At 60.4% G+C, this 19,291-nt stretch carries 20 protein-coding genes; 15 read left to right on the top strand and 5 right to left on the bottom strand.

The genetic code is table 11. From position 1 onward, the window contains the following. The first annotated feature begins 272 nt into the window (after nt 1–272). Both rssB and rssC read left to right on the top strand, forming a co-directional pair. The gene (rssB, locus tag HBN79_RS22175; RefSeq protein WP_153328591.1) at nt 273–1,457 is read left to right on the top strand and encodes a two-component system response regulator RssB; all 1,185 of its coding nucleotides are present in this window, start codon (nt 273–275) and stop codon (nt 1,455–1,457) included. After that, a complete protein-coding gene (rssC, locus tag HBN79_RS22170; RefSeq protein WP_095000537.1) occupies nt 1,454–1,936 on the top strand; it encodes an anti-sigma factor antagonist RssC in 483 nt (160 codons plus the stop codon). The genes rssB and rssC overlap by 4 nt, the downstream gene beginning before the upstream one ends. A gap of 95 nt (nt 1,937–2,031) precedes the next feature. Here rssC and HBN79_RS22165 read toward each other — a convergent pair whose 3' ends face one another. After that, the gene (locus tag HBN79_RS22165) at nt 2,032–3,153 is read right to left on the bottom strand and encodes an aryl-sulfate sulfotransferase (RefSeq protein WP_095023514.1); all 1,122 of its coding nucleotides are present in this window, start codon (nt 3,151–3,153) and stop codon (nt 2,032–2,034) included. Between the two features lie 82 nt (nt 3,154–3,235). On the opposite strand from HBN79_RS22165, the gene HBN79_RS22160 reads away from it, so the two are divergent. After that, nucleotides 3,236–4,000 (top strand): AraC family transcriptional regulator, encoded by a 765-nt coding sequence (locus HBN79_RS22160; RefSeq protein ID WP_254925298.1) that lies wholly within the window; start codon nt 3,236–3,238, stop codon nt 3,998–4,000. Further along, nucleotides 4,001–4,306 (top strand): helix-turn-helix domain-containing protein, encoded by a 306-nt coding sequence (locus HBN79_RS24035; protein ID WP_346010150.1) that lies wholly within the window; start codon nt 4,001–4,003, stop codon nt 4,304–4,306. Between the two features lie 56 nt (nt 4,307–4,362). Here HBN79_RS24035 and HBN79_RS22155 read toward each other — a convergent pair whose 3' ends face one another. Continuing rightward, on the bottom strand, nt 4,363–5,271 hold the full coding sequence (locus HBN79_RS22155) for a LysR family transcriptional regulator (protein ID WP_095000534.1): 909 nt from the start codon (nt 5,269–5,271) through the stop codon (nt 4,363–4,365). 124 nt (nt 5,272–5,395) lie between these two features. On the opposite strand from HBN79_RS22155, the gene HBN79_RS22150 reads away from it, so the two are divergent. The 9 genes from HBN79_RS22150 (at nt 5,396) to dctM (ending at nt 14,314) form a co-directional block, all read left to right on the top strand. Further along, complete coding sequence (locus HBN79_RS22150; protein ID WP_169917200.1) at nt 5,396–6,223, top strand: transposase; 828 nt, start codon at nt 5,396–5,398, stop codon at nt 6,221–6,223. A gap of 21 nt (nt 6,224–6,244) precedes the next feature. Next, on the top strand, nt 6,245–7,408 hold the full coding sequence (locus tag HBN79_RS22145; protein WP_095000532.1) for an acyl-CoA dehydrogenase family protein: 1,164 nt from the start codon (nt 6,245–6,247) through the stop codon (nt 7,406–7,408). A 16-nt stretch (nt 7,409–7,424) separates the two neighbouring features. Further along, nucleotides 7,425–7,817, top strand: coding sequence for a VOC family protein (locus tag HBN79_RS22140; protein WP_095018112.1), 393 nt, complete (start codon nt 7,425–7,427; stop codon nt 7,815–7,817). Continuing rightward, complete coding sequence (locus tag HBN79_RS22135; RefSeq protein ID WP_095023516.1) at nt 7,814–9,184, top strand: MmgE/PrpD family protein; 1,371 nt, start codon at nt 7,814–7,816, stop codon at nt 9,182–9,184. The genes HBN79_RS22140 and HBN79_RS22135 overlap by 4 nt, the downstream gene beginning before the upstream one ends. Then, nucleotides 9,181–10,386, top strand: coding sequence for a CaiB/BaiF CoA-transferase family protein (locus HBN79_RS22130; protein WP_095023517.1), 1,206 nt, complete (start codon nt 9,181–9,183; stop codon nt 10,384–10,386). Before HBN79_RS22135 ends, HBN79_RS22130 begins: the two co-directional genes overlap by 4 nt. Nucleotides 10,387–10,402: 16 nt before the next feature. Beyond that, nucleotides 10,403–11,230: a CoA ester lyase gene (locus tag HBN79_RS22125; RefSeq protein WP_095023518.1), complete on the top strand. Its 828-nt coding sequence runs from the start codon at nt 10,403–10,405 to the stop codon at nt 11,228–11,230. A 76-nt stretch (nt 11,231–11,306) separates the two neighbouring features. Continuing rightward, nucleotides 11,307–12,299 carry a TRAP transporter substrate-binding protein gene (locus HBN79_RS22120; protein WP_095000527.1) on the top strand — a complete coding sequence of 331 codons (993 nt, stop codon included), beginning with the start codon at nt 11,307–11,309 and terminating at the stop codon, nt 12,297–12,299. A 99-nt stretch (nt 12,300–12,398) separates the two neighbouring features. Beyond that, nucleotides 12,399–13,037, top strand: coding sequence for a TRAP transporter small permease (locus HBN79_RS22115; RefSeq protein WP_095023519.1), 639 nt, complete (start codon nt 12,399–12,401; stop codon nt 13,035–13,037). After that, on the top strand, nt 13,034–14,314 hold the full coding sequence (dctM, locus tag HBN79_RS22110) for a C4-dicarboxylate TRAP transporter large permease protein DctM (RefSeq protein ID WP_095023520.1): 1,281 nt from the start codon (nt 13,034–13,036) through the stop codon (nt 14,312–14,314). Before HBN79_RS22115 ends, dctM begins: the two co-directional genes overlap by 4 nt. A 533-nt stretch (nt 14,315–14,847) precedes the next feature. On the opposite strand, the gene HBN79_RS22105 is transcribed toward dctM, so the two are convergent. Then, nucleotides 14,848–15,225: a redoxin domain-containing protein gene (locus HBN79_RS22105; protein WP_169917199.1), complete on the bottom strand. Its 378-nt coding sequence runs from the start codon at nt 15,223–15,225 to the stop codon at nt 14,848–14,850. A 108-nt stretch (nt 15,226–15,333) separates the two neighbouring features. Then, the gene (locus HBN79_RS22100) at nt 15,334–15,846 is read right to left on the bottom strand and encodes a MarR family transcriptional regulator (protein WP_095023521.1); all 513 of its coding nucleotides are present in this window, start codon (nt 15,844–15,846) and stop codon (nt 15,334–15,336) included. A 112-nt stretch (nt 15,847–15,958) separates the two neighbouring features. On the opposite strand from HBN79_RS22100, the gene HBN79_RS22095 reads away from it, so the two are divergent. Then, complete coding sequence (locus HBN79_RS22095) at nt 15,959–17,170, top strand: YeeE/YedE family protein (protein WP_095023522.1); 1,212 nt, start codon at nt 15,959–15,961, stop codon at nt 17,168–17,170. 56 nt (nt 17,171–17,226) lie between these two features. Continuing rightward, nucleotides 17,227–17,451 carry a hypothetical protein gene (locus tag HBN79_RS24105; protein ID WP_169917198.1) on the top strand — a complete coding sequence of 75 codons (225 nt, stop codon included), beginning with the start codon at nt 17,227–17,229 and terminating at the stop codon, nt 17,449–17,451. A 319-nt stretch (nt 17,452–17,770) separates the two neighbouring features. On the opposite strand, the gene HBN79_RS22085 is transcribed toward HBN79_RS24105, so the two are convergent. Continuing rightward, the gene (locus HBN79_RS22085) at nt 17,771–19,285 is read right to left on the bottom strand and encodes a nucleobase:cation symporter-2 family protein (RefSeq protein WP_169917197.1); all 1,515 of its coding nucleotides are present in this window, start codon (nt 19,283–19,285) and stop codon (nt 17,771–17,773) included. Nucleotides 19,286–19,291: the final 6 nt, after the last annotated feature.

The raw sequence follows: 19,291 nt of genomic DNA, 5'->3' as shown, positions 1-19,291 counted from the left end.
GGCTTTGCGGCCTTTGTTACCAAGGTTTTAGTTGCCGTAAACGTGGTTCTTATAACCCGCAGTAATTTAACGTGACGAACACCTCAAGCCGCTATCGGCCTGAGCTTGAAACACCCCGCGGATGGGAGTACCGTCTGCGCCTTACACGGGCACCTTTGTAGGATCGAGCAATACAGTCGATTTGAATCAGGGATGTTCACAAGCCATTTCAGTTGTTGAGCCCGACGTTTACGAGTTTCAACGACAACCTAATTCTGGCGCCATTTGCCCACATGCAAAAAACCAGTGCCACGCTGCTGATCATTGATGACGACCAGGTAGTACGCGCAAGTCTGGCGGCCTACCTGGAAGACAGCGGCTTCAGCGTCCTTCAGGCCAATAATGGCTTGCAAGGCCTTCAGATGTTCGAGCAAGAGCAGCCAGATCTGATCATCTGTGACCTGCGCATGCCGCAAATGAGTGGCCTGGAGGTGATTCGCCAGGTTGCCCAGCGGTCGGCGCAAACGCCGGTGATCGTCATCTCGGGCGCAGGCGTGATGAGCGATGTGGTCGAGGCTTTGCGCCTTGGCGCTGCCGACTACCTGATCAAGCCGCTGGAAGACCTTGCCGTGCTGGAGCATTCGGTTCACCGAGCTCTGGATCGTGCGCGGTTGCAGCTTGAGAACCAGCGCTACCGTGAGAAGCTGGAGTCGGCCAACCGGGAACTGGAAGCCAGCCTGCATTTGCTGCAGGAAGACCAGAACGCCGGCCGGCAGGTGCAGATGAACATGCTGCCGGTCAGCCCCTGGACCACTGATGAGTTCAGTTTTGCCCACAAGATCATCCCGTCACTGTATCTGTCCGGGGATTTTGTCGACTACTTCCGGGTTGACGAGCGTCGGGTCGCTTTTTATCTGGCGGATGTTTCCGGGCACGGCGCCTCTTCGGCCTTTGTCACGGTGCTGCTCAAGTTCATGACCACGCGCCTGCTGTTCGAGTCCAAGCGCAATGGCACCTTGCCGGAGTTCAAGCCCTCCGAAGTGCTTGGGCATATCAACCGTGGTCTGATCAACTGCAAGCTGGGCAAGCACGTGACCATGGTGGGCGGTGTGATCAATGAAGAAAGCGGCGAACTGACCTACAGCATTGGCGGGCACTTGCCGCTGCCGGTGCTCTACACTCCAGACAGTGTCCGTTATCTGGAAGGGCGGGGTTTGCCCGTTGGCCTGTTCAACGAAGCCACCTATGAAGACCAGGTCATGAAATTGCCTGAAGCTTTCAGCCTGACACTGATGTCGGACGGCATCCTGGATCTTTTGACCGAGCAGACGCTCAAAGAAAAAGAAGCTGCTTTACCGCAACGGGTGAAAGCAGCAGGCGGCAGCCTGGATGGTCTGCGCAAAGTGTTTGGATTAGCTACGCTAGGGGAGATGCCGGATGATATCGCCTTGTTGGTGTTGAGCAGGAATCTTAAATGAGTACCGGTAGAATTCAGTTCGCCGAACAGGACGGCACTTTTGTCCTGAAGTTTGTGGGTGAAGTGCGTCTGACGTTGTGTTCGGCACTGGATGCGACGATCGAGAGGATTTTCACGGCGTTGAATTTCAATGCCATCGTGATTGACCTCACCGAAACCCGCAGTATCGACAGCACCACCTTGGGCTTGCTGGCGAAACTGTCGATATTGTCGCGCCAAAAAACAGGCCTGTTGCCGACTGTTGTCACCACCCACGAAGACATCACCCGGCTGCTGGAGTCGATGGGCTTCGATCAGGTGTTCAACATCATCGGCAAGCCGATCCCTTGCCCGGATTGCCTGACCGACCTGCCTTCGCAGGATCAGACAGAAGAAGTGGTGCGGGTAAAAGTGCTGGAAGCGCACAAGATTCTGATGGGGCTCAACGACTCCAACCGTGAAGCTTTCCATGATCTGGTGAATGCACTCGAGCGGAATTGATTTCCGGTCGCCTCATCCCGCAGGTTGTCAAAGATCAAAAGCCTCTCACCAACCCTCTCCCTCCGGGAGAGGCGTGGTGAGGGGCTTTTAGCTTTTTATGTTACAACCAACCATGGTATTTCCCGGCGCTGATAACGGTGCGCGCGGAAGATCGCGTTGTTTTCACCCGGCAGATAGGCTCTGGAGGCTGCATCCGGGTACGGGGCAAAGAAGGGATTGATATATTCCCAGACCACTTCTCCCGTCGGCGTGATTTCAAACAGTCGACCAAAATTGGCCTCGGTCACCAGCGTATTGCCGTTGTGCAGGCGTTGCGCGCCGCCCATGAACGGGGTGAAAAAGGCATAGCCCGGGGTATCGGCGTACTGCCACACGATCTGTTGGCTCAGTGGCTCTATTTCCAGTATTCGTGAGTGCGGCATGCTGGTATGTGGCCGAAAGATGCCGTTGTCGAATACCAGCACGTTGCCGTTTTCCAGCTCGCTCGGGCAGTGCTGTTGCGTAACCAGATCATGGCCCAGACGCCACAGCACCTCACTGCTGCTGCGCGAAATGGCAATCACCGCAGAGACGCTGCGCAGGCTGAGAATGATTTTGCCATCGCGGCCCGGCGAGACGGTGTTGGTCATCGGCCAGTGGTAGCGCTCAAACGCATCATGCAGCGGATAGTCTTCAGGGCGCAGGTGCTCCCAGCTGCGCCACTCCCACACCACATGGCCCTGGCGGTCGACTTCTTTGACCACATCGGCATAGATCACCCCGCCGGGTGCTTCGCTGCCAGGAATGCCGCCCACCACGCGCGCGGCCAGCTGCGGGCTCAGCGGTTCAACGGTGGTGTAGAGCAGATGACCGTTGTCCAGCCATTGGGCATCGTGATGGTGCATCAGGTCAGTGTGTTCCCAGACCACTTCTCCCTCGGCAGTGACTTCGCTGAAGGCGCCGCCGTGCCAGACTGACCAGCCCGTAAACAACTCTGGCGAGTCGGGGTGGTTGCCGTTGTATCCCAGGTTGCCGTTGCGCAGTATTACGGCGTCGCGGCCGGGGCGCCAGGGCAGCTTCCAGCGGTGTACGATTTCGCCTTCCAGATCGATCAGGAACACATTGCCATCTGCCGTTTGCGGGGCGAACAGTGTGTAGCCACCGGCGCTACGGGCGTGGTCGACGCCGACCAGACCGGTCTTGTGGCGCTTCAGGGTGGTGTTGTGCAGTTTTGACATGGTGCCACTCCCACTAGGTTCCACTGGTATTGTGCGCGGCAGGGGAGCATTGTCGGTCTCCCCTGTGTGCGTGGAATCGAGTATGTCGAGGCAAACCGTGGCGCTCCATGCCAAACACCCCTCTTTTGCTGCCATGCCGGACGCCACGCCGCGTACGGTGGTGGTGCTGGCATTCGATGAGCTGTTGTTGCTCAACGCCGCGGGGCCACTTGAGGTCTTCGCCGCCATACCGCGGCTGTTGGGCGGCACTTTTGCCAGCGATCCACCTTATCGGCTGTTGCTCGTATCGCCCATGGGAGGCCAGATAACCTCGGTTTCCGGGATCAGCGTCAATACACTGTCCCTGGAACAGATCGACCAGCAAGCAGACGTTATCGACACCCTGATCGTGGCAGGGGGGCCGGGTGTGGCAGCACTTGAAGCCAGCGTACCTGTGTGCAGCTGGTTGCGCCGCCGCGCCACGGCCGTACGCAGGCTGTGTTCCATAGGTACTGGTACATTCGCCTTGGCCGCTGCCGGTCTGCTTGAGGGGCGCAAGGTGGTGACCCACTGGAAGTTTGCCGAAGAACTGCAAGCCCGCTACCCGACGCTCCAGTGCCAGACTGAAGGGTTGTACCTGCATGACGCGAATCTGTGGACGTGCGCGGGAGCTGCTGCCGGTATCGACCTGGCGCTGGGGCTGGTGGAGCAGGATCTCGGCGCCCATGCTGCATTGGAGCTGGCGCGCTATTTCACCGTTTTCGTATGGCGCTCGGCGGCTCAACCCCAGCTCAGCGCTTCGCTCAATGCCCAGTCCCTGGCCTTGCGTACCGCCCCTGACGTGCGCCTGGTGCGTCTGCATGCCTAGATTGCAGCCAACCTGCAAAGCGACCTGCGTGTGGAAATACTGGCGGAGCAATTTGGCATGAGTGCGCGCCACTTTGCCCGTGCCTACGTGGCCACTACTGGCCATACACCTGCACATGCGGTAGAGCTCTTACGTATTGAAGCTGCATGCCAGTTGCTGAAAACCACCAGCGAGCCGATCAAGCGGATAGCCGAAACCGCAGGTTTTGGTCGGGAAGAGCGTATGCGGCGAGGGTTTCACAAGCACTTGGGCATCGGCCCGCAGCATTACCGCAACCAGAGTCGATGCGCTGCACCGCAAGGCTGATCTGACGGCTTATCGCATGCCGGGTCTGATCGCTGGCCAAGGATATCGGTGCAGGACTAATTGCCTGGCTCAACGCTCTTGTGATGCTCCAGCACCCTGTTGATCAAGGCCCGGGTCACCTTGGGCAGTGCCTGCAGGTCGCGCACCAGAATGCTGCGTTCGCGCACCCGCCAGGGCTCGTCCAGTTCGATCACCGACAGGCCCATGGTCTGCTGGTGACGACGGGCCGAAGACTCCGGCAGGATGGCGATACCCACCCCGGCTTCGACCATCCGGCACATCGCTTCGAAGCTGTAGACCTTGATGCGCATGTTCAGGGTATTGCCGTGCAGGGCGACCTGCTCATTTAAAAATCGCAGCAGGGTAGTGCCTTCGTGCAGGCCGATATGCGGATAGGCCAGGGTTTCGGCCAGCTTGATCGACCTGGAGTGGGCCAGGGGGTGATCCAGTGAGGTGACCAGGATCAATTGGTCGGTGCTGAAGTGGATGACCTGCAGGCTGTCAGCCTCGACCGGACCGGCGATGATGCCCATATCGGTTGAGCCATCCATGACCCCGCGGACGATATCGCGGCTCAGGCGCTCTTGCAGGTCCACTGTCACACCTGGGCGTTCGGCAAGAAAACCGGCCAGGATACCGGGCAAGAATTCCGTGGCTGCCGTGGTGTTGGCAAAGATCCTGATATGCCCCGACGCGTCGGTGTCGTACTCGGTGAACTCGCTTTTCATATAGTCCACCTGGCGCATGATCATCCGCGCATGGTGCAAGAACAGTTCACCGGCGGGGGTCAGTTCAACCCCGCGGCTGTCGCGGTACAACAGGCGGCTGGCCAGGTTCTCTTCCAGGCTCTTGATCCGTGCACTGGCGGCTGGCGGCGAGATAAACGCCTTGCGCGCACCCTGGGTGAGGCTGGGGGATTCGGCGATGTGAATAAACAGGCGCAGGTCGACAAGATCAAAATGCATGGCTGATTTCCGTTGGGCTTGAGCGTTAAGTAAAACCGAACGCCCCCTTACCGAAACGCAGATTCACAGATCGCCCGGCTTTTGGCAATCATGGCCAAAATAACAAGCCACGGGGCAATCACCGATGAGCGATAACGCACTGGCCGACTGGATCGGTCGTACTGAAGAAATCCATGACGTTCTTAGCCTGAACCTGGTCACCCGTATCGCCGCTACCTTCGGTGAGAAGGTGCCGCAGGCCGGGGAGCCTCTGCCGGCGTTGTGGCAGTGGTGTTTCTTTCAGCCCACGGTAGAGGAACAGGGGCTGGGTGATGATGGTCACCCGGCCCGGGGCGGCTTTTTACCTCCGGCCCACAACCGCAACCGCATGTGGACGGGCGGGCGTGTCGAGTTCTTTACTCCACTCAGGGTGGCTGCCAGGGCGACGCGTTTTTCCACCATTCTCGATGTTCGGGAAAAACTCGGTAAAACCGGCTCGCTGCTGTTTGTCACTGTCCAGCATGACTATCTGCAGGACGGCCAACTGGCCATTCGCGAAGAACAGGACATTGTCTACCGCGAACCAACCCCGCCCAAGCTGGCAGAGGGCGAGCCCTTGCCTGCGGGCATCTGGCAGGAGTCGATCACGCCGAGCCCCACCTTGCTGTTCCGCTACTCGGCGGTCACCTTCAATGGCCATCGCATCCATTACGACTGGCCTTATGCGACCGCAACGGAAGGCTACCCGGGGCTGGTGGTACACGGGCCGCTGATGGCCACCCTCAGCCTGCGCGCTTTTTGCCGCGCCAATCCCCAGGCCCAAGTGCGGCGCTTTGCCTATCGCGGCGTGCGGCCGTTGATTGCACCTCAGCCCTTTGTGCTGCGGGGGCGTGTCGTGGCGGCGGGCAAAGCCGAGTTGTGGGTGGGCAACGCAGAGGGTATCGCCCAGCAGGGCGAAGTGAGCTTCGACTAATAACGACAACAAGGAGCGCTAATGAATCCGTATCTGAACGAAGACTATAACGCCATTCGCGAGGGTGTCCGCGCCCTGTGTGCGGAGTTTCCAGCCGAGTACTGGCGCAAGATTGACGAAGACAAGGGCTTTCCTGAAGCCTTTGTCGCCGCCATGACCGAAGCCGGCTGGTTGTCGGCGATGATCCCCGAGCACTACGGCGGTTCGGGCCTGGGGCTGGCTGAGGCCTCGGTGATTCTTGAGGAAGTGAACCACTGTGGCGGCAACTCCGGCACCGTACATGGCCAGATGTACAATATGTTTACCTTGCTGCGTCACGGCAGCGAGGCGCAAAAAAGTTATTACCTGCCCCGGCTGGCCAGTGGCGAGCTGCGTTTGCAGTCGATGGCAGTGACCGAGCCAACCACGGGCACCGACACCACGAAGATCAAGACCACTGCTGTGCGCCAGGGCGACACGTATGTGATCAATGGCCAGAAGGTGTGGATTTCACGGGTTCAGCATTCCGACCTGATGATCCTGCTGGCCCGCACCACGCCGTTGGCCGACGTGCAGAAAAAAGCCGACGGCATGTCGATCTTTCTGGTCGATCTGCGCGAAGCCATCGGCAACGGCCTGACCGTGCAGCCGATTGCCAATATGGTCAATCACGAGACCAACGAGCTGTTTTTCGACAACCTGGTAATCCCCGCCAGCAGCCTGATCGGCGAAGAGGGCAAGGGCTTTCGTTATATCCTCGACGGGCTCAATGCCGAGCGTACGCTGATCGCCGCTGAATGCATCGGTGATGGCCGCTGGTTCAATGAGAAGTCTGCACAGTACGCCCGCGATCGTGTGGTATTCGGTCGTCCGATCGGGCAGAACCAGGGCGTACAGTTCCCGATTGCCGAAGCCCATATCGAGCTGGAAGCCGCCGACCTGATGCGCTGGCGCGCCTGCGAAGAATACGACAGTGGGGGTAAAGCCGGGGCGGCGGCCAATATGGCCAAGTACCTGGCAGCCAAGGCCAGCTGGGAAGCGGCCAATGCCTGCCTGCAAACCCACGGCGGTTTCGGTTTTGCCAATGAGTATGACGTCGAGCGCAAGTTTCGCGAGACCCGTCTGTACCAGGTGGCGCCCATCTCCACCAACCTGATCCTGTCCTATGTGGCCGAGCATCTGCTCGAGTTGCCGCGTTCCTTTTAATTAACGGAGACAGAACATGCAGATCAGTCATCTGGACCATCTGGTCCTGACAGTACGGGATATCCCCACAAGTCTGGATTTTTACAGCCGGGTGCTGGGCATGCAGCCCGTGGTGTTCGGTCAGGGCCGCCATGCCCTTGGGTTCGGCCAGCAAAAGATCAACCTGCACCAGGCCGGTGCCGAGTTCGAGCCCAAGGCCAGCCAGCCACTGCCGGGTTCGGCAGACCTGTGTTTTATCGTCGCGACCCCGTTGGATGCTGTGATCGAGCAGCTGCACGGCCTGGGTGTTGCCATCCTCGAGGGGCCGGTCATGCGCACCGGTGCCCAGGGGCCGATTCGCTCGATTTACCTGCGTGACCCGGATCTGAACCTGATCGAGTTGTCCAATCGAGTGGAGAGCGCGGCATGAGTCAGCACACGCAAGCGCTCACCCGTTTTTTGGCCAGCCTGGATTACCAGCAATTACCCGAAGCCGTTATCAGCCGTACTGAAGAGCTGTTTCTCGACTGGCTGGGATCGGCCCTGGCCAGTCAGGGCGCGCACCCGATCCCGTTGTTTGAACGCTACGCGGCGAAGATGGGCCCGGGCACCGGCCCTGCCGGTATTCTGGTCAACGGCCAGACCACCTCGGCGTATTTTGCCGCGCTGGTCAATGGCGCCAGCTCCCATTTGGTGGAGCAGGACGACCTGCATAACAGCTCCGTGCTGCACCCGGCGACCGTGGTGTTTCCTGCGGTGCTGGCGGCGGCACAGGACCTGGGAAAATCGGGTCGCGATCTGATTGTCGCCGCCGTCGCCGGTTATGAAGCGGGCATTCGCATCGGTGAGTTTCTTGGTCGTTCGCATTACCGCATCTTTCACACCACGGCTACAGTCGGCACCCTGGCGGCAGCGGTGGGGGTCGGCAAGCTGATGGGGTTCAACCCGCAGCAGTTCACCCACCTGCTGGGCACTGCCGGGACCCAGGCCGCGGGCCTGTGGGAGTTTCTGCGCGATGCCGCGGACTCCAAGCAGCTGCATACCGCCAAGGCCGCCGCTGATGGTTTGCTGGCTGCTTACCTGACGGGCGAGGGTCTGAGCGGTGCGCAAAATATTCTTGAGGGTGAGCAGGGCATGGCTGCCGGCATGTCCAGCGACGCCAACCCGGCGTGCCTGTCCGATCGCCTGGGCAGCCGCTGGGCGCTGACGGAGACTTCGTTCAAGTTTCACGCCTCGTGCCGCCACACCCACCCGGCGGCCGATGCGCTGCTGGCGTTGATGCAGCGGGAGGGGCTTGGAGCAGAGGACATCGCCAGTGTCACCACCCGCGTCCATCAAGCCGCCATCGATGTATTGGGCCGCGTAGAGGTGCCGCAGAGCGTGCACCAGGCCAAGTTTTCCATGGGCACGGTGCTGGGCCTGATTGCCGTCTATGGCAAGGCCGGCTTGCCCGAGTTTCATCAGCATGCGCTGAGCGATGCGCGCGTTGGCGCGTTTCGCGACAAGGTGCGTATGGTCCTCGATAACGACGTTGACGATGCGTATCCACAACGCTGGCTGGGCCGGGTGCTGGTGACCACGGTGCAGGGGCGCAGCCTGCAGGGCAGCATCGATGAGCCCAGGGGCGACCCGGGCAATACGTTGAGCCGCGCCGAACTGGAAGACAAGTTTCGCCGCCTGCTGGCCTTCTCGGGAGCGCGTAGCGACGAACAGGCCAGCGGGCTGCTCGAGCAGGTCTGGCACCTGCGCCATCTTGACGACTTGAGTGTACTGAGCTGCATCGGGAGACCATCATGACCGCCACCGCGCACAAACCCCGGCCGCTGGACGGCATTACCGTGATCAGCCTGGAGCACGCTATCGCCGCGCCGTTTTGCACCCGCCAGCTGGCTGACCTCGGTGCACGGGTGATCAAGATCGAGCGCCCCGGCTCCGGCGACTTTGCCCGCGACTATGACGGGCGGGTCAACGGTCTGGCCTCGCACTTTGTCTGGACCAACCGCTCCAAGGAAAGCCTGACCCTCAACGTCAAGCAGCAGCAAGCTGCCGACGTGCTCGACAAGCTGCTGGCCACGGCCGATGTGCTGGTACAGAACCTGGCGCCGGGGGCGGCAGAACGTATGGGGTTGTCGTTTGCAACCCTGCATGAGCGTTTCCCGCGGTTGATCGTCTGCGATATTTCCGGTTACGGCGAAGGCGGACCCTACGAGCAGAAAAAGGCTTACGACCTGCTGATCCAGAGTGAAGGCGGGTTTTTGTCGGTGACCGGCGGGCCGGATGAACATGACATGGCCAAGGCCGGTTGCTCGATTGCCGATATCGCTGCAGGCATGTATGCCTACACCGGAGTGCTTTCGGCGCTGCTGCTGCGGGACAAGACCGGGGAGGGCAGCCGCATCGATGTGTCGATGCTCGAAAGCCTGGTGGAGTGGATGAACTACCCGCTGTATTACGCCTACGACGGTGCCGCGCCCCCGCCGCGGGCGGGGGCCGCGCATGCCACCATCTACCCCTACGGCCCGTTCCCTGCCGGCGACGGTGGCACAGTGATGCTTGGCCTGCAGAATGAACGCGAATGGCAGCAATTTTGCGACAGGGTGTTGCTACAGCCAGACCTGGCGAGCAACCCGCGCTTTAATGCCAATGCGCGGCGCTCAGAGAATCGCAGCGAGTTGCGCGCCATCATTGTCGAAACCTTTGCCGGCATGGGTACCGATGAAGTGATTGCCCGGCTCGACGGGGCATCGATTGCCAATGCCCATGTCAACGATATGGCCGGTGTGTGGGCTCATCCGCAACTGGCCGCCCGTAAACGCTGGTGCGAAGTGGACAGCCCGGCGGGCAAGTTGCCGGCGCTGCTGCCACCGGGGTGCAACACCGCTTTCGAGCCACGTATGGAGGCGGTTCCCGGTCTGGGCCAGCACACCGACAGTCTGCTGGGTGAACTGGGTTATGGCGCGGACGAGATCCAGCGTCTGCATCAACTAGGAGCGGTATAAGGCATGGAGCATCGTGATGGATAACACCAGCATACGTTCAGCGCTGTTCGTCCCGGCTACTCGCCCCGAGCGGATACCCAAGGCGCTGCAAAGCGGCGCCGATCAGGTGATCGTCGATCTGGAAGACGCTGTGGCCGAGGACCTCAAGGCCCAGGCCCGCGCCAGTCTGGATGCTTTCCTTAATGACAATCCGCAGGCCAGGGTGCTGGTGCGGATCAATGCGCCGCAGCATCAGCAGCAGGCAGCCGATATCGAGTTGTGCCGTCGCCAGCCCGGCGTGGTGGCGGTATTGCTGCCCAAGGCCGAAAGCGCTGCACAGGTCGAACAAGCTGCGGCGTGTGGCAAGCCGGTGTGGCCGATTATCGAAAGCGCCAGGGGCTTGCTTGAATTGCCGGCCATTGCCCAGGCTCGCGGGGTGGAGCGCCTGAGTTTCGGTGCGCTGGACCTGGGCCTGGACCTGGGCCTGGCCAGCGATACGGCTGGCGCGCAGCGCATTCTCGATCAGGCCCGCTACGCCATTTTGCTGCACAGCGTCCTGGCGCAACTGGCGCCGCCGCTGGACAGTGTATTTGCGGACATCAACAACAGCGCCGGCATGGCCCGCATGGCCGCCGATGCCAGGGATATGGGCTTTGGCGGCCTGCTGTGCATTCATCCTGGTCAGGTGGCAGTGATTCACGCCGCTTTTATGCCGCGTCAGGACGAGCTGGACTGGGCGCGGCGGGTTCTGGATGCGGTTGCATCCACAGGCGGGGTGTTTGTGCTCGACGGGCAAATGGTCGATGCCCCGGTCATCGGCCTTGCCCGGCGGGTATTGCGCCGGGCCGGTCTGCCTTGTAACTGAGGCCAGGCGAAGCGGTTAAACGCACCACAGGCAACACCAGGCACTACCAAATCTATAACAACAAGAGGTATGTCCCATGTTCAAGCACACTCTCAAGGCTCTGGCCTGCGCATTGCCATTATTCGCAGGTTTTGCGGGCGCTGCCGACCCCATCAGCATCAAATTCGCCCACGTTGTCGCCGAGCACACACCCAAGGGGCAGGGCGCGCTGTTGTTCAAGAAACTGGCCGAGGAACGCCTGCCCGGGCAGGTCAAGGTCGAGGTCTATCCGAACTCCTCGCTGTTTGGCGACGGCAAGGAAATGGAAGCGCTGCTGCTGGGTGACGTGCAACTGCTGGCGCCGTCGCTGGCCAAGTTCGAGCATTACTCCAAGCCGATCCAGATTTTCGATTTGCCCTTTCTGTTCACTGATATCCAGGCCCTCGACCGTTTCCAGCAAAGCCCGCAAGGTCAGGCTCTGCTCAAGTCGATGGAAGGCAAGGGCATTACCGGGCTTGGTTACTGGCATAACGGGATGAAGCAACTGTCCGCCAACAAGGCGCTCTATGAGCCCAAGGACGCCCGCGGCCTGAAGTTCCGCGTACAGGCTTCCGCCGTGCTGGATGAGCAGTTCAAGGCCCTGCGCGCGGCGCCACGCAAGATGAGTTTTGCCGAGGTTTATCAGGGCTTGCAGACCGGTGTGGTGAATGGCACCGAGAATACCTGGTCCAACTACGAAAGCCAGAACGTCTATGAGGTGCAGAAGTTCTTCACCGAGTCCAACCATGGCGCCATCGATTACATGGTGATCACCAATACCAAGTTCTGGAATGGCCTGCCTGAAGAGGTGCGCAACACCCTGGATGCGGTCATGGCCGAGGTCACCGTGGAGGTGAACAAGCAGGCCGAGGCGCTTAACCAGGCTTCCCGCCAGCGCATTGCCGATTCCGGCAACAGCGAAATCATTATCCTTACCCCGGAACAGCGCGAGTTGTGGCGTGAAGCCATGCGCCCGGTATGGAAGAAGTTCGAGAGCGACATCGGCCCTGATGTGATCGCGGCCGCCGAGCAGGCCAACCAAAGCAGTTAATAGTCGCCAGCGCTGATTGCCGTCGGTGGTCCCGCAGGGGATCGCCACGGCAACCTTTGCTTGGTCGTTTCTCGACCGTTCTTTCAAGGGAGATTACCCATGCACGCAGCCGTTCGTGTCTGGAATCACGCGGAAGAAATGCTGGTGGCATTCCTGCTTGCAGGTATGACCCTGGTCACCTTCGCGTATGTCGTATTCAACAACCTCTATGGTGTTTTCTATTCCCTGGGGGACTCGCTGCCGTTCGCCAACGAGACCCTGCTCGGCATCGGCGACAGTATTCTCTACATCGCCCAGGAGATGACCTGGAGTGTGGCCCTGACCAAGGCCATGTTCGGCTGGCTGATTTTTGTCGGCCTGGCCTGGGGCGTGCGCATTGGCGCGCATATTGGCGTCGACTTGTTGGTGCGCCAGTTCAAGCCTGCCAATCAGCGGCGGGTGGCCTTGCTGGCAGTGGCCATTTGCCTGGGCTATTGCGTGCTGATGGCGTACTCCAGCGAGCAGTGGGTGGCAACGTTGTATGCCGTTGGCACCAGTGCCGAAGACCTGGACCGCTTCGGTATCAGGCAATGGCAAATCGTGATGATCGTGCCGATCGGTTTTGCCTTGATGTTTGTACGTTTTCTGCAGGTTTTTATCCGCATCATTCAGGGCAAGCAGCAAGGCCTGGGCTTGCACAGTGAAGTGGACGACGCCGTCAAACTGGCGGAAAACGACCAGCAGGGGACTCCAAAATGACTATTGCCTTCCTTTTTGTCGCCCTGTTCGTGCTGATGTTTGTCGGTATTCCGGTGGCGATTTCCCTGGGCTTGTCCGGGGCCATGACCATTCTGTTCTTCAGTAACGACTCGGTGCGTTCGCTGGCGATCAAGCTGTTTGAAACCAGCGAGCACTACACATTGCTGGCGATCCCGTTTTTCCTGCTATCGGGTGCATTCATGACCAGCGGCGGCGTGGCCCGGCGCCTGATCGATTTCGCCAACGCCTGCGTCGGGCATATCAAGGGTGGCCTGGCCATTGCCGCAATCCTGGCCTGCATGCTGTTTGCGGCGCTGAGTGGCTCTTCTCCGGCCACGGTGGCGGCGGTGGGCTCGATCGTTATCGCCGGCATGGTCCGTTCTGGCTACAAGCAGGATTTTGCTGCCGGTATCGTCTGTAACGCCGGGACCCTGGGCATCCTGATTCCGCCGTCGATCGTCATGGTGGTTTACGCTACCGCCACCGAAACCTCGGTGGGCAAGCTGTTTATGGCCGGTGTTGTGCCGGGTCTGTTGCTGGGGCTGGTATTGATGGTGACCATCTACATCCTGGCGCGGGTCAAGGACATGCCATCGCTGCCCCGGGCCTCGTTCAAGGAAATCGTCACCGCCGGGCGCCGTGCCGGCTGGGGCCTGATGTTGATCGTGATCATTCTCGGCGGTATTTACTCGGGCATGTTCACCCCTACCGAAGCGGCTGCTGTGGCAGCGGTGTATGCAGCGTTCGTGGCGATCTTTATCTACAAGGACATGACCGTCCGCGAATGCCCGAAGGTGATTGTCGAGGCGGGCAAGCTGAGCGTGGTGCTGATGTTTATCATTGCCAACGCCATGCTTTTTGCCCATGTGCTGACCACCGAGCAGATCCCGCAGTCGATTACCGCCTGGGTGGTGGCGCAGGGCTTTACCCCGATTGAGTTCCTGTTGGTGGTCAATATTGTGCTGTTGGTTGCAGGGACTTTTATGGAGCCTTCGGCAATCATCCTGATTCTGGCGCCGATCCTGTTCCCGATTGCCATGCAACTGGGCATTGATCCGATCCACCTAGGCATCATCATGGTGGTGAATATGGAAATCGGCCTGATCACCCCACCCACCGGGCTAAACCTGTTTGTCACCTCGGCGGTCACGGACATGCCGCTCACTCGAGTGGTACGTGCGGTATCGCCGTGGTTACTGGTGATGCTGGCGTTCCTGGTGCTGGTGACCTATGTGCCGTTTGTGTCGCTGGCGTTGCCGAATTGGCTGGGGATGTAGCGGGCGGGCGCAGGGAATAGTGTGGGAGCGGGCTTGCATCGCGATGCAGGCGACGCGGGTATGGATGCCATCGCGGGCAAGCCACGCTCCCACAGGTTTTGTGGCTTACTTAAGAGCTGCGGTTTGCAGGATTCATTGTGGGAGCGGGCTTGCTCGCGATGCAGGCGGCGCGGTCTGGCAGGCTCATCGTATGGATGCCATCGCGGGCAAGCCACGCTCCCACAGGTTTTGTGGCTTACTTAAGAGCTGCGGTTTGCAGGATCCATGTGGGAGCGGGCTTGCTCGCGATGCAGGCGGCGCGGTCTGGCAGGCTCACCGTATGGATGCCATCGCGGGCAAGCCGCGCTCCCACAGGTTTTGTGGCGTACTTAAGAGCTGCGGTTTGCAGGATCCGTTGTGGGAGCGGGCTTGCATCGCGATGCAGGCGGCGCGGTCTGGCAGGCTCACCGTATGGATGCCATCGCGGGCAAGCCGCGCTCCCACAGGTTTTGTGGCGCACACATGAGCTGATGCCTGCATGCACGCTACTTGGGTCAAACGCGGCCGACTGCCGCAATCAATTCCTCAGGCTCCACCCGTTGCGCGTAGTCCAGGTTGACGAACGCTTCGCGTATTACCGCATCCTGGTCGATTACAAATGCACTGGCCAGTGGCAGTGTCAGCGAGTCAGACCCGTTGACGCTCTTGAGGTCCGCACCCAGGGAACGGTAGATTTGGTCCAGTTCGTCCTCAAGCTCGAAAACAATGCCGTACTGACGGGCAAGGTGGTTGTCGATATCACTGAGCAGCAGGTAAGTGATCCCCAGCGCTTCACGGGTTTTACCCGTGAACTGCGGCGTCTGCGCCGAGACGGCAACCAGCGTCGCCCCCGCGGCCGTTAGATCACTTACCATCTGCTGGTATGCACTCACGGCCCCATGTCGAGAAAATCGCGCAGATCGACGTTCTGCCCGTTCTCGTCCTTGAGTATCGCCAGCGGCGCCTTGTCGTTAGCTTGCAACGCCTTGCTACTCAAATGGCTATCGACCAGCTTTTGTAGCGAGGTCGAGCGCTTGGCTGGCCGAGAGGCAATAGATCGACTCGGCCAGGGCCTGGCGTTGCCCGGGAGGCAAGTCCTGGATCATTCCGCTGATCCAGGCGGTGTGCTCGACAAAAACGTCATCGACCACGCGCTTGCCTTGCGCGGTCAGCGTAATAATCAATTTGCGCCGGTCCGTCGGGTCGGTTTTGCGCTTGATCAACGCGGCGCGCTGCAAACCATCGAGCAGCCCGGTGACCGTTCCCGTGGTAATCGACAATCGGGTCGCCAGTTCCAGAGGGGAGAGCTTGCCTCCCGCGTTTTTGAGGGTCAGCATGATGACAAAACGGCCCTCCGACAGGTTGTAGCGGGCCAGCCGTGTTGCGCAGGCGCGATTGATCGCCGCTGCCGCCGAGAGCAACTCGAAACACAGCTTTACGCTGTCCCTGACCTCAGGCGCTGCGCTCTCTAGTTCACACAGCATGATGTGGTGCTTGTTCTCTAAAATATTCATAAGGCGCAGTTTATCTTGGCGCCTTACTAAGTCAAACGGTTAGGCCGAAGCCCCGCCTGGGGTATACTTTGCCGCCACGCAATTCAGCCAAATCATACGTATCGGGATTTCCATGAGTCGTTCTCTTTCCATAACCCCTGGGCGCAAACCGCTTGCGCCGCTGTTGGCCTTTATCTTGTTGCTGCAGGGCGCTGTTTTCCTGCAAAACAATGTCGGTACGCGCCAGGTGCTGTTGCTGATCGTCGGCGCGGCGCTGGGCTTGACCCTTTATCACGCTGCATTCGGTTTTACCTCGGCCTGGCGAGTCTTTATCAATGATCGCCGTGGTGCAGGCCTGCGCGCGCAAATGGTGATGCTGGCCGTGGCTGTGGTGCTGTTTTTCCCCGCGCTGGGGGCGGGCACCCTGTTTGGCCAGCCGGTCGTCGGGCTGGTGGCGCCGATCGGTGTGTCGGTGGTGTTCGGTGCGTTTATTTTCGGCATCGGCATGCAGTTGGGCGGCGGGTGTGCGTCCGGCACCCTGTTCAGTGTCGGCGGCGGCAATGCGCGCATGCTGGTGACCCTGTTGTTCTTTATTTGTGGATCATTAATCGCCACTCAGCATGTTGACTGGTGGTTTGCCCTGCCTGCGTTTCCGGCGACCTCTATCGTTAAAAGCTTCGGGGTGGCTCCCGCCTTGCTGCTGAGCCTGGCCGTGTTCGCGATCATCGCCGCAGTGACTGTACGCCTGGAGAAATCCCGTCACGCCAGCCTTGAAGCAGGGGTGACCAGTGAACATCAGGGCCTGCGCCGCTTTTTGCGTGGGCCGTGGCCTCTGGTCTGGGGCGCGATAGGTCTTGCGCTGCTGAACTATGCCACGCTGGCACTGGCCGGGCGGCCGTGGGGTATTACTTCTGCGTTCGCGCTGTGGGGCGCCAAGGCGGCAAGCGCACTGGGGGTTGATGTTGGCAGTTGGGGGTTCTGGCAGATGCCGGGCAATGCCAAGGCACTGGCCGCACCGGTGTGGGAAGACATCACCAGCGTAATGGATATTGGCATCGTTCTCGGTGCGTTGTTGGCCGCCGGCCTGGCCGGTCGTTTTGCTCCCAGCCTGAAAATCCCGCCGCGCTCGCTGCTGGCGGCAGTGATTGGTGGCCTGCTGCTCGGGTATGGCTCGCGTCTGGCCTACGGCTGCAATATTGGCGCGTACTTCAGCGGCATCGCCTCGGGCAGCCTGCATGGCTGGGTATGGCTGGTGGCAGCGTTTATCGGCAACACGGTGGGCGTGCGCCTGCGACCATTGTTCTTTACCGGCGAGCGGCCACAGGCGGCGTTGAGCGGCTGCTAAAAAAGGTACAGGGGCTGCTTTCTCGGCAGCCGTTTTTTTCAGCGACGATAGTCGCGGTGATGGTTGTCGTAACGCTGGTGCATGGCCCGGTCATGACGGCGGCGCTCGGCTTCGCGGCGGGCTTGCTCCCGACGCCATTGATCGCGACGCCAGTTTTCTCTGCGGCGATCGTCTCTGCGAGCTTGCCAGCGGTTGTCATACCGGTGGTGGTCGTCACGGGCAAGCAGGGGTGCTGTCTGTTCACCGGCCAGCCTTGCCAGGGATTGGCAGCCGTCGTCTGAACGGCTCCAGGTTCAGTAGCAAAAACCGCGGGCGGGGTCTTTGTCGGTGTAGCTGATGCCGAGCCCATTGCCGCAAACGCGAACAGGCTCAAAAGCACCATCCGTGGGGCGTGGAATTTCATGAGCGAAGATAACCTCTGAATATCATTCGAATGTGTCGCCATCTGCTGACTGACGCCTGGAGCTCGCGCTTGTCGCGCAGATACGCGTACTCACATAGACAGATAAACAGGGAAAAGTTCGCAAGCTGGCTGCTTGTGTAAATCGGCGCAGTATGCAAAACGGCGCCTGAGCGCCGTTGTGCCGGGTTTAAGGCAGGTTAGTGTTCTTGCTCGAAGCTCTTTTTACGCAAGGGCGGGGACTGTTCGTAGTGCTCGTCCGACTCCACCACGGGTACTTCCTTGCCATTGCAGTCGAACAGCTTGCCATCGCGAAATACATCGCCATCGTTGAGGCAGCTGATATCCCGGGAGCGCAGGATACGGTCGCTGGCGGCGACGAATACCGACTGCTGGTCGGAGTTGCCGGCCCGCAGATGGTTGAACAGCAGGTTGAGCAGGATGGCCATGATTGCGGCCGAGCTGATACCGGAGTGGAAGATGGTCTCGAACCAGGTCGGGAAGTGCTGGTAGAAGTTGGGCGCTGCAATGGGGATCATGCCGAAACCGATCGATGTGGCGACGATGATCAGGTTCATGTTGTTGCGATAGTCCACCTGCGCCAGGGTGCGGATGCCGCTGGCGGCGACGGTACCAAACAGGACCAGACCAGCACCGCCAAGCACGGCAGTGGGCACGGCGGCGACCAGGCGACCCATCACCGGCAGCAGCCCCAGTGTCACCAGGATCAGGCCGCCGGTGGCCACCACATAACGGCTCTTGATACCGGTCACGACGACCAGGCCAACGTTCTGTGCAAAGGCGCTCTGGGTAAAGGAGCCGAACAGCGGCGCCAGGGCACTGGAAATCATGTCTGCGCGCAGGCCGTTGCCAAGGCGTTTGGCGTCGACCTTGGTGTCGATGATTTCGCCCACTGCCAGGATATCGGCGGAGGTCTCGACCATGGTCACGATAATCACGATCAGCATCGACAGGATGGCTGCGAGGCGGAACTCGGGCATGCCGAAGTGCAGCACCTCGGGCAATGCGACCAGCGGGCCTTCCAGCACCCGGGAGAAGTCGGTCATGCCCACGGCCGTGGCAACCAGTGTGCCGATAACGATAGCCAGCAGAATCGACAGGCGTGAAATACTGGCGCTGCCCAGCTTGCTGAGCAGCAGCACGAGCACCAGGGTTATTGCCGCCAGGCCGATGTTGGCCATGCTGCCGAAGTCAGGTGACTGACTGTTGCCGCCCATGGCCCAGCGCGCCGTGACCGGCATCAGGGTCAGACCGATGGTGGTGATGACGATGCCCGTCACCAGGGGCGGAAAGTACTTGGTGATGCTGGAAAACAGCGGTGTGATCAGCAAGCCGATCACGGAAGCCACGATCACCGCCCCGAACACCACCGGCAGGCCTCCTGCGCCGTCACCGCCAATGATGGCGACCATGGTGGAGACACCGGCGAAGGACACCCCCTGCACCAGCGGCAGGCGACAGCCAAAGAAAGGGATACCCAGTGTCTGCAACAGTGTGGCCAGGCCACCGGCGAACAGCGAAGCGGCGATCAGCAGGCCAACGTCGGCCGATGAAAGGCCGGCTGCCTGGCCAATGATCAGGGGCACCGCAATGATGCCCCCATACATTGTCAGGACGTGCTGCAGGCCGTAGGCCAGGTTGGCGCCAGTACCGAGGTTTTCGTCTTCTGGACGAGGGGAAGCGGTAGAAGTCATGGTGAG

Source organism: Pseudomonas sp. WS 5051 (assembly GCF_012985715.1).
GTDB lineage: Bacteria > Pseudomonadota > Gammaproteobacteria > Pseudomonadales > Pseudomonadaceae > Aquipseudomonas > Aquipseudomonas bubulae.
Note: the sequence above shows the minus strand (reverse complement) of the source record. Positions and strands in the feature narration are given on the sequence as shown.